This window comes from Pseudanabaena sp. FACHB-1998 (assembly GCF_014696355.1).
In the GTDB taxonomy this organism is placed as follows: Bacteria; Cyanobacteriota; Cyanobacteriia; order Pseudanabaenales; family Pseudanabaenaceae; genus Pseudanabaena.
Genome location: NZ_JACJQA010000051.1, coordinates 23,387 through 34,235, shown reverse-complemented (window position 1 = coordinate 34,235; position 10,849 = coordinate 23,387). Strand labels below are relative to the sequence as shown.

9 protein-coding genes and 3 pseudogenes are annotated in these 10,849 nt (G+C 39.5%); 3 read left to right on the top strand and 9 right to left on the bottom strand.

The window, feature by feature from the left end; genetic code table 11:
• Positions 1-104: 104 nt before the first annotated feature.
• The 9 genes from H6F42_RS20250 to H6F42_RS20210 form a co-directional block, all read right to left on the bottom strand.
• Complete coding sequence (locus tag H6F42_RS20250) at positions 105-971, bottom strand: hypothetical protein (protein ID WP_190401196.1); 867 nt, start codon at positions 969-971, stop codon at positions 105-107.
• 113 nt (positions 972-1,084) lie between these two features.
• A complete protein-coding gene (locus H6F42_RS20245) occupies positions 1,085-1,930 on the bottom strand; it encodes a hypothetical protein (protein ID WP_190401195.1) in 846 nt (281 codons plus the stop codon).
• Positions 1,920-2,249 carry a hypothetical protein gene (locus H6F42_RS20240; protein WP_190401194.1) on the bottom strand — a complete coding sequence of 110 codons (330 nt, stop codon included), beginning with the start codon at positions 2,247-2,249 and terminating at the stop codon, positions 1,920-1,922. The genes H6F42_RS20245 and H6F42_RS20240 overlap by 11 nt, the downstream gene beginning before the upstream one ends.
• 88 nt (positions 2,250-2,337) lie before the next feature.
• Positions 2,338-3,453 (bottom strand): hypothetical protein, encoded by a 1,116-nt coding sequence (locus H6F42_RS20235; protein ID WP_190401193.1) that lies wholly within the window; start codon positions 3,451-3,453, stop codon positions 2,338-2,340.
• 99 nt (positions 3,454-3,552) lie between these two features.
• Complete coding sequence (locus H6F42_RS20230; RefSeq protein ID WP_190401192.1) at positions 3,553-4,407, bottom strand: hypothetical protein; 855 nt, start codon at positions 4,405-4,407, stop codon at positions 3,553-3,555.
• A 188-nt stretch (positions 4,408-4,595) separates the two neighbouring features.
• The gene (locus tag H6F42_RS20225) at positions 4,596-6,047 is read right to left on the bottom strand and encodes a type IV secretion system DNA-binding domain-containing protein (RefSeq protein WP_190401191.1); all 1,452 of its coding nucleotides are present in this window, start codon (positions 6,045-6,047) and stop codon (positions 4,596-4,598) included.
• A gap of 38 nt (positions 6,048-6,085) precedes the next feature.
• Entirely contained in the window at positions 6,086-6,481 is a 396-nt protein-coding gene (locus H6F42_RS20220; RefSeq protein WP_190401190.1) for a hypothetical protein, read from the bottom strand.
• A gap of 99 nt (positions 6,482-6,580) precedes the next feature.
• Positions 6,581-8,044 (bottom strand): hypothetical protein, encoded by a 1,464-nt coding sequence (locus H6F42_RS20215; RefSeq protein ID WP_190401189.1) that lies wholly within the window; start codon positions 8,042-8,044, stop codon positions 6,581-6,583.
• Positions 8,034-8,768: a hypothetical protein gene (locus tag H6F42_RS20210; RefSeq protein ID WP_190401188.1), complete on the bottom strand. Its 735-nt coding sequence runs from the start codon at positions 8,766-8,768 to the stop codon at positions 8,034-8,036. Before H6F42_RS20210 ends, H6F42_RS20215 begins: the two co-directional genes overlap by 11 nt.
• 179 nt (positions 8,769-8,947) lie before the next feature.
• Here H6F42_RS20210 and H6F42_RS20205 point away from each other — a divergent pair.
• From H6F42_RS20205 to H6F42_RS20195, 3 pseudogenes are all read left to right on the top strand, one after another.
• A pseudogene (locus H6F42_RS20205) lies at positions 8,948-9,220 on the top strand (IS982 family transposase); the annotation flags it as partial.
• Between the two features lie 60 nt (positions 9,221-9,280).
• A pseudogene (locus H6F42_RS22385) lies at positions 9,281-10,150 on the top strand (IS630 family transposase).
• An 18-nt stretch (positions 10,151-10,168) separates the two neighbouring features.
• Positions 10,169-10,789: pseudogene (locus H6F42_RS20195) on the top strand (IS982 family transposase); the annotation flags it as partial.
• Positions 10,790-10,849: the final 60 nt, after the last annotated feature.

Below are 10,849 nucleotides of genomic sequence, written 5' to 3'. Positions count from 1 at the left end.
CTTCTTGTTGATGCCAATACTCCAAAGCATTCATTGTTGATACTCTGGAGTATGCCAAAAGCAGTTTTGGGTTTAAGAGAACCTGAAAGCTGCCATAGGATTTATTAGTGCTGACGAGCCTTCTCTACTGACTGCGTCTGACGGCGCGGAACTTCAGCGTTAGCCTTTGTAGATTTTGCCGTCTTGTCAGAGTCCGCTTGTTTTGGCGCAACACCATTACGTGCAAATTCTTGGCTAGCACTAAGCTTACAAATACCGCCAGTAAACTTGCGATCTGGAGTACCTTGACGGATTACGCCTTCTTCCTCCAGAGCCTTCTCGAACTGCGCGATGATTGCGTTGCAAGAACCATCAGTGATACCTACCGTTTCCGTAGATATTTGAACTTGATTAGCCACATCAATCTCCGAGACAAGAGCCTGTCCCGTATAGTTTTTAGCAATCACACGAATCTTCCCTTGACGATTTTGGGTAGTGATTTGCGAAAAACCCGTCTTCAGCGAAGCATTTTGACAAGCAATCGTTAGAGACTGCACTAAAACCTGTTTGTTATTTGCTTCAAGCACCTGCGTGCATTGCTGTCTGAGAGAATTTACTTGCTGAACAGTAGAAGCAGTGATGATCTGCTGAACATTTTGCATGACTTGCTGCTGATCGGCGATCGCATAGCCAGTATTCACAACTGTAGCGAACGTTTCAACCTTAAGCGCTTCAATACCAGTTAACCCATATTGACTGAGTTGTACTTGTGTTTGAGAAGCGATCGCAGATTGCTTGAGCCGTAGCTCAGAGTTGGCAAGCACTTTACCTTGGTGGTTGGATGAAGCCGCGATCGTCTTAACAGCAGCATTAGCGGCAGCGCTAAAACCAGCAAATGCCAGTTTAGCCAAAATTCCTGTTGCAGCAACTCCTACACTTATCGCAGTTCCTGTAACAACGCCAGATACTCTCGAACTAGTTAGCGATGACATAATATGCAATTCTCCTTAAAAGTTAATTTATGAGTTAGATAGCTGAACAATAAAATTCAATTCAGCCCAGTGCTATAGGACGTTACAGCCGCATAGCACTAAGCTGAATTGAATTAAATTTCACTCTCGTCATCCCGAATGCGGCGATCAACTGGATTAGAAAAAGACTCATCAGCTCCGAGTTGATCGGATTCTGATGTATTGAAATTTTGCTCTGTCTCCATCGATTCTGACTGATTAGGTGGCTCGATACGATCTACTGAAATGATGGGTGTTGCATGAATTGGCGGCGTTGAAGGAAATGGGTTGTAACCATACCAGACTTCCAAGACCCTCTGTGTAGCTTCAGTGAAAGGACCTAATGGAAGCTTATTGCGATCATCTCCTGTGTATTGATTAGCAAGATTTATATATTCTTGAAGGGTAATTTCGACTCTATACAAACGACTGGGAAGCCACAATTGTAAATTTTCAGAAACAATCCGTAAACTTAACCATGCGTCACGAATTAAGAAGTAGAGATACTGAATACCTGATAAACCTCCCTTACCACCGAAGCAAATTGCAAGGGAAGAAAGTAAGACAATGGAGCCAATTAACAAAGATATACTCAATCTCTCTTGACTACTCAATACGCAAAATACAGTAATAAAAATAGATAATGCCACAGAGATAACATTCCAAACGGGAAATCTCTTGATAAAGTTGATCAAATTATAAAAAACTCTTCTCAATCCACGATATGAACTATGGGGATTAGGCAAACGCTCAGGTTGAGTAGTATTTTCACTGAGAATTGCAGCTAGGACAATTACACCAGTGCAGATCAACAGAGCATGACCAATGGAAGCCACAATCAAGTTTGCGGAAACGACCGCTCTGATTGGCGATACTAAGAGAAAAGTGATTGCGGCGAATAGAACGAAGGGAGCAGTTCCCAAAAAAAAGCTAGTTACCATTTTTGCTGTTTTGATTCTCAGGTTGATTAAATTTGTGGGCTTGACGAAGGCGATCGCGCTCCTTGATTAGAGCATCTCGCTTCACAAGGTGAGGATATGCTCTTGCAGTGGCTTTGATGATAGTAGCTGCTAGTTTCTTCACTTGTTTAATACCTTTTTTTAAAGAAATTGCTACATTGTCTTGCTTGTTCTGGGCTTGCTCTTTCTCAAAAGCATCGTTAGCAGCTTTAACGAGTTCATAGTTATCTGAATAATCACCACGGCGAGCGCGTTTCACAAAGTCTGGATCGTCAAAATTTGAAGTAGAAGAGGTTGTCATAATTAATTTCTCTAAATACAAGTTCAAGATTTACCCAAGGATTTCTCGGTTTAATCAAGTGATTAGAATGAGAAATCCTATGAAATTTTTAGTCAGGATTTGGACCACGCTCATGTAAAATGCGATGAATCTCCATTTTTGCAGCTTCACTGTGTGACATTTTTGCATCCCTGCTATTAGCAAAAGTAACGACCAGAAAGCAAGCAGCTATTGATGTGGAAATGCTAATGCCACCGAGCAATAGACTTAAAGCAACACCAGCAAAATCACCCTTAGACAATTTGCCAAAAAACGAGAAATTCGCAGTTGAGAATGCTTCAACGCCAGACTTGAAATTCTCATTGTTGTCAAAATAAAGAGCATACTGATTGGGAAATTCTTGCCTTACAAACATCAAGTCATTACTGATTTGAGAGCGCTTAAGCAACTTGTTATCCCAATCCAATGCAACTTTATGTTGCTGCTTCTCTTGTTCCACTTTTTCAAGCAGCATTTGAGATCTGACACAGCGTGGAATTCCAGATTCTTCCAGATTCCATTTTTGGGTTCTTTCGCGATGCATACCATAAGTGCGAACATAAGCTGCGTCACGATTAGGATCAGTAGTGGGTAAACCGTCAAGCCTGTTTAAATCAGCTTTTGCTGTATCGCATTCTTTCACTGCTTCTTGATATTTAGTAGTGCTAGGAGGCTGAAATCGGGCTGCATTATCTTCAACGACCAGAAAAATTTGCTGTGCTTTGAACTGAGCAATTCCCGATTTGTTGAGCATCATTTCTGTCCCAGGGGCAGACACTAGACAGGAAATTAGGTTGAGCGAAGAGAAACCACATAGACATACAATTCTAGTCCCTCTAGTGCCTTCCCTTTTCCTGACTACCAATGTCCCTAGAGCATTTTTGATAACTACTAAGCCGAAGTTGAGGCACGTACCAAAAATAGGCCCTGCCGCAGCAACCAAGATTTCTTGACTCAAGAAAGCATCTAGAATGTTGGCTAAAGACAACACTACAGCAGCCAACTTTGCATTAGATTTAAGCTCAGGAGAAACATAAGCTGTACCATGTAAGTCTTTTGATGGTACCCATACTAAATCTCTAGACCATCTCAACCCATTAATCATGAGTGATAAAACTAGCTGAGGTGAGAGTTTTATATTCTTTCCTTGCCCGTACTTGTCTCCGTCACTAGGATTTGTTGGCATCAGTTTTAACCTCCTTCGCATAATTTAGTTGTGATACCGACTTTACAATGGGTCTATTACTGATGCTTGTTGTTATTTTGTAGTAATCCAAAAATGCCTTTACTTTCCTAAGCTCAAGGATGAGATCTCTTGCCCTTGTTGTAAATTGGGCGTTTGAAAAGTTTGTTCAACTGCTTGAAATCTTGCTATATCGTCTTTGGATAGCTGATTGATTTGCAAATCGCGACCATCTAACTTCAACACTGCCCCCCTTCCATCCTTAGCTTCAATTGTGAGCGTGTTACCCTCCTTTTTAATCAGATAATCATTACCCTCAAATATTCTCACCCCATCTTCCTTAGCCCAACCGCGCCGCTTTAAAATTTGTTCAGTGAGATTACGAATAGAAGCAATTTTAGGACTCTCCAACTGCTTTGCATCCATCGGCATTTCTAGATAGGTCTGCTTCTCTAGTTGGGTTTGCATCTTGCCATTCTCAACCTTTGTCCGTACGACTTCATAGCGAATGCGATCGCCACGTTCATATGCTTTGAGAATTTCAGCAGCGATCGCTTTTTCTTGACCTGATGCCTTGCCGTAAGGCGATCGTCCCGACAATATATCTTGGCAAACATCCAAAGACCAGTTAGGATTTTGCTGTTTTACACTTTGCCCCGATTCTTGTCCCTTAAACTCCATAACCACAATTTCGTTGGTTTTAGGATGTCGGTATACTCCATCATGACCTTGAGCAATTCCTTTCTCATCATCCAATAACTCAGGCGTATAGCCCAAATTATCCTCTACATGACGATGCCCAAAATCCTCCCCTTGTTTAGCGGAAAACTGAGCTAATTTACTCTCGTTCAAAGAATCACGAAATTTCTGCATCTGTTGAGCATCTTCATCGCTCCAAGTATGGACATTGAGAGGCTCCTGCTTTGTTCCATGGGAATAGTGAATTGGATTATTCATATCACACCTAATATATTCAATAATTTGTTTGAATTCTTTCCACCATTTACCTACGCCAACTTTAAAACTGACAGATTTTTGGTGTTGTGATTGATCATGGCTATTACCTCCAGTAATTTCCTTCCCAAAAAATACCAAACACTATCTATTTAATCTTGTCGCAAAACTGTTGGAATTGAGCGATAGAATTACAAACCAATATCCACTTGCCAAGGATCTACTTGTGATTGAGGATGGGGAATAAAAATTGTATTAAACTTGCCATAGTCACGGGGATGAATCCGAAACTTCTTTACCTGCATACTATCTGCGACCACGCAATAGCCCTCCAAATCAGGAAGTGTTTGGATCTCGCTAGGTGAGACCACATCTTTTTCCTGAGATTGCCATGATCGTGTTGTTGATTGCTGTCCTTTCCAATCATAATTAGCCGCATGAGCTTCTTCCCAAACATCCTGCTTGCCAATCACTTTAGCCATTTGCTCACTATCATTAGGATTAGGACAGCCGAAGATAAATTTTGTAAAAGTATTTTGTAAGAAATTTTCTGCCCCTTCTTTTCCATAAACTTGAACAACTTGAGCAAGGGATTGAGTCCCAATGATCGCACTACCACCAGACTTGCGACCTTCAGACAACAAACGATCGAGGCTGGGCATTTCTTGTAATGCTCCCAGTTCGTCAATAATGATGATTGTTTTCATTTTATTGTTGTCGCCACGACTAAGAATGCCCTGAATAATTAGGTCAAATGCCATGCTATATAAAGGCTTAAAGGTTTCTTCATTGCCCGCTAGTAAGGGCAAAAACAACCATTCAGGACGATCACTTGCACCGTAATCAAAAAAACTAATTTGCTGTTCGCTATCCATTAGTGATTCGTAAAAATGACAGGCTGCATTGAGTGTAAACATCACGCTAGTAGCTAGCTTAGGATCGTCAAAAGACTGTGCGGCTTGAGTGCCTGCAACACGATCGCGAATTACCGATAAAGGCGATCGCAAAACTTGTAATGTTTCACGGTTGCTGCGAGTGGTGCGCCAAATCTCAACTAGTAAAACGCGTGCAGTCTTGTACCACATTTCATCTTTAGTTTCTTTGGGCATCGTAATTAATGCCTGAGCGATGTTAAGAGGGGTAAAGCGTTCTTGGCGATGCATCCAACCAACTGAACGGAGATCACTAGGATTAAACACTTGGTCTCGGTCTTGTCGATAAAAAGCCTGTAAATACTCGGCTCCACGATCTAGAACTACAACACGAATATCTGGACGATTACGCGCCGAGTTGAGAAATTCCATAATTGCTTGTGTCTTACCAGCACCAGTTCTTCCCAATACAAGACTGTTTAGACTTTTAGACTCATTAAAGGGAATACCTGCCATTGTTAGCGCATGAGATGGCAAGCATTTTTTGATACTGGGAAATTTATCTTCGATCACTTCGCGTCCTTTTAGATGCTTACGGCGACGCTCATTCATTACAGTTGCTGTGACTGTCCCCAAAGCAGTACCACCTAATGCTGAATGCAAAAGGTATTGTGGAAATGACATTGCTGCAAATATAGCTCCCGACATGGCTGAGGAAACCACGATCGCTGACGTAGAATGGCTAGATTTATTGGCTTGTTTATTATTCATAGTTTTTAGTAAGAACTGTTTCTCTTTATGGACTGGGTTTACGCACGAGCCTGATGATTACAACCAAACACAAGGGAAATTGCGATCGCAGCTTGCAAAAGTGGCTCAATCAAATTTGTAAATGTAAGACCAGCCGCTAATCCGACCATAGGAAAAGCGATCGCTTTAATTGCCATAGCATCAGCTAACACAGTTTGATCGAGCAAGTGAGCAACGCTTGCGCCCAGCATAAATCCCATGATCACTACTCCAGAGCCATTTAGCATCAATGGGCTATGAAAGACTAAATAACTCGCCAAAATACCGCAAGAAAGTTGGAATGGATGACTAATCAACCAAAATCCAGGATTTCTAACTAGCCAAATAAGGACTTTGATAGCAAGTCCTAACAATTGGAGATATAGATTAAATAGGAAGAAAATAAGTTGACCCATAGAAACTAGGACACATCATGCAACAGGTTTCAGCGTCAGCCTAACAGTGCTACAGCATCTAGTCTTGTAGGAACTTTGTTGTAAGTACTTAGATCAACATTACGATTTTGGATAATAAGGATCAGCAATAAAAACTAAATCTGAAAATCTCCATCCTATTGTTTTAGTCCCAGTAATAATCAATTGATCGTATTTACCCCCCGAAATATATCTGCTAACAATTGCTGGTAATTGCTCGTCATCTAACCTGATTTGGGTTTGTAATAGTCCCTTCCAAATATTTATCAACTTATCTTTAGACGGCGCATCTAGCTCCTTCTTGAATTCTTCTAAACTCATTAGATTTCTCAAGCCATCAAAAATATTATTAAACCCATTACCGTAAACTCCCTCAAAGCACTTTTCAATATCAAATGAAATATTTCTGCCTACATCAGTGCGATACTCCCTACTATAGAGAACATCATATTCTTCACCAGAAATCCACCTATTTCCTGCTTTTAAATTATTGAGAAGTTTTTGAAGAAACTTGAAGTATGTTTTGCTTGTTGATATTTTAATATCAACAGATGTTGGAATAGTTAAAAATTTAATTGTTATCTGCTTAATAGAATCACAATTGTTTTCATCTCTTTCAACAAACAAATAAATTAGATCTTTTGCTAAGTCCTTAACAAAACCAGTGTAAAGCCGATTATCAAGATTTTTCTTAAACTCATTAACATCCATGTTTTCTGGCTTATTAATTTCTTCTATTCTTGATCTTGGAAATAAATTGTCTCGTACAATTCTATCCACTAATGAAGTCATTCTTGCACTTGTTTTTATGGTATCGTCCAGAGGAGTTGATAGATCATGCCTATAAGCACTAACTATAAGCGCACCATTACAAGCCCAATTTTGTGATAAATACCTAATAATGTCAAGACCATTACACGCGCTTGATTCACTTAAGTTGATGTCAACAAGAGCCAGAGAAAATCTTTGATATTGTAGAAAATCCTTTATCTCACTTTCTGTCAAATTAAGCCCAGCTTCTTTAAGTTCTTGATGTGAAGTTTCTGTTTTTTTTCTTGCAAAATTTTTTTTGTTTAATTTTTTTAATTTTTCTCCTAATTCATTTAATTCGTCTCTTTTTGACGCTATTATTTGCTCTAATTCATTTGGTTTAATAGGTTGTGCGTTAGTTTCATCATTTAATGTATCTAATTCACTTTTTACTGACGATATGTTTTCCTCTAGTGATGATATATCTGCTTTATTTTTCTCAACTTTACGATCAATCTCACCCAACTCTTCATACGACTTTAATACCTTTTGTAATAAGTGACGATGTTTGATTATTTTGCCTCTTCTCTCAATTTCTTCGCGAACAGCATTGCCAATTCCTCCTCGTAGAGAACATAACTCCCTATGATGCTCTTCGTCCGTTGGGTAAAAGATAACTTCGTACTCTCCAGCGAAAACTGATTTAATCCAGTCCCTCAAGACAACCCAAATGCTTGGCTCATCCTCTACCAATAAAACTTCTATATCTCTTATCTCGCTATGATTATTTGGCATCTGATTGGACATCTTGATTAGGGGTAAGGAGTTGACTTATTCGGCATTTTAATTCATTGATAGAATCATCAGTAATATTGTCTAAATTTCTTAAGGATTCAACTGGGCTAGTTAGATCTTTAAATTCATGGGGAAGTAGCTTGATATCAATCTTCTTAATTTTTTCTAATATAGTTTGTTTATCTAGTGGATTCATCATCCCAGATGATGGCTTATAATTTAATATCTGTATCAGTGCCGATTTAGAACCCCACGTGTCATTCCAAAGAGACCATCCACAAGGAATAGATTTTTTAATAGTCTCAACAAGGTTACCTAGTTTAATAGGACGAAATTCAACTTCATGACCGAAGCTGTTTTCATCTCCATAAAGGCGAAATTCTCTTTGAAAAAACAGGCTAGAAGACTCTAGCTCTTCTTTTTGTTTATTGTTTCTGACTACAGCTATAAAGGCTCCTTCCCATTTAATATCACTTCTTAAACTGTGTATAAGTTGAATAATATTAGATGTATCAGTATCAGCTAACAGAATTACCCATCTCGTCTGTTTGATTGTGTTTTGAAAGTTTGATTCAGATTTTTGACTTTGCAGAATATCTAATGGATATGTATAGATTTCTTTTGCTAAATTTAGTTTCTCTAATTTCAAAACCTTAGCTAAAGCCCTTGATTCTGTAGGATCACCAATAATAGTTATATCAAATCCAAGCTTTATTTGGCTCATTTGCAACAACTACCTAAATATTTCTCATCTTCGAGGGATTTTGGTAACGAAGTTCTTTGCTAGATGTCATGGTTATTATAAGTTACTACTTTATACGCGATGTGCAACTAAGAAGATGTAAAAAAACTCACAGCCGAAAGTGTTAGAAAATAGGACTAACGCCATTAGCGGTGAGCATTATGTTTTCTATAGAATATTTTATCATTGCCGTCTTTTGCAAAATCGATGAACTACTCAAAGAAATAACAGCAACCCAACGAGTCAGAGCAAAAGGATTTGCGCCAGCCCTAAGTGACAGTGAAGTGATAACGATGGAAATCGTCGCTGAGTATCGAGGAATAGCCACCGATGTAGGGATCTGGCAATATTTTCGCGATCATTGGCAAGAATGGTTCCCAGACTTAAAAAGTCGCACCACCTTTGTCCGACAAGCCGCTAATCTGTGGCAATATAGCTAACACCAAGTGTATTAGGACGTAAAGTAGAGGGAGACAAAAAAGGACAAAAACAAAATGCCAAATTCCTACAGTTATGATTTGCGACAAAAAGTAATCCAATCGATTGAATTAGATGGACTAAAAAAAGTTGAAGCAAGTCAGCTATTCAACATAAGCCGAAATACAATCAATCTTTGGTTTCAGAGACGAGCTGCAACAGGAGACATAGCAGCCAAGCCAACATCAGTGGCAGGACAAAGACAAAAAATTACTGACTGGGAAAAGTTTCGAGAATTTGTAAAAACCAATAGTGACAAAACCCAAGCAGAGATGGCTCAACTGTGGGGTGGTATTAGTGAACAGTCGATAGGACGAGCATTAAAACAGATCGGATTTACCCGTAAAAAAAACTTATGGCTACTGCCAAAGAGATGAAGAAAAGCGAAGAGATTTTTTAGCCCAACTACCCGACCCAAAAGCAGCGCATCTAGTCTATGTCGATGAGTCTGGTATGGATGAACGAGATCGACACAGTTATGGATGGTCTGAGTCGGGGCAAAGGATCTATGGACTAAAACTGGGATTAGAAAAAAGCGTATCAATATGATTGCTGGTTATCGTGATGGGCAACTGATCTCCCCTTTCACTATTGAAGGAGCCTGTAATCGCACCGTTTTTGAAATTTGGTTAGTAACTTGTTTAATCCCCAAACTCCAACCTAATGATTGGGTAATTATCGATAATGCTACCTTTCATCATGGTGGAAAAATTCGTGAGTTAATTGAATCGGCTGGATGTAAATTAGTCTCTTTGCCTGCTTATTCTCCTGATCTCAATCGCATTGAAAAATGTTGGGCTTGGTTAAAGTCTCGAATTCGCAAACTCTTACGTGATTCTGATAATTTACGGGATGCTATGGAGTCTGTTCTTGCTTCTGCGTCCTAATACGCTTGGTGCTAGCTATACAAAGCGATTCTGCAAGAAAAACTTGCCTCTCAGTTGGGCGCTTTAGATGATGACCTGCATCTGATTGATAGTGTACCAATACCTCTGTGTTACCTTGCTCGTGCATCCCGTTGTCGTAGCTTTGAAGATACGGCTGACTATGGTTACTGTGCGGCTAAGGACATGTATTACTATGGCTTTCATGGTCATATTCTCATTAGTGGTAGTGGTGTAATTACTCAGTTTGCGCTTACTCCCGCTAATGGTGATGAACGAGAAACTCTCTGGGATTTAGTCTCCAACATTCATGGTTTCCTAATTGGTGACAAGGGCTATCTCAGCCAACCTCTCAAGCAAGAACTACAGACTTTTGCTATTGATTTACAAACGCCTCTGCGCTCAAATATGCAGGATTCTCGTCTTCGCTGGTGGGTGCGCTTGATTGTCAAGGTGCGTCGATTGATCGAGACTGTCATTGGTCAGTTAGTTGCTCGTTTTCATCTTGATAAGGTTTGGACTAGGGATATCTGGCATCTTTCTAGTCGTCTTAATCGGAAAATTCTTGCTCATACTATGTGTTTTTGGCTCAACCGTAATTCTCTTCATCCTTTACAGTTTGAAGACCTAATTGATTCCTAGTTTTTTAGTTGCACATCGCGTACCTTTATATTAATGCTGAATCAATATCAATAAATCTAA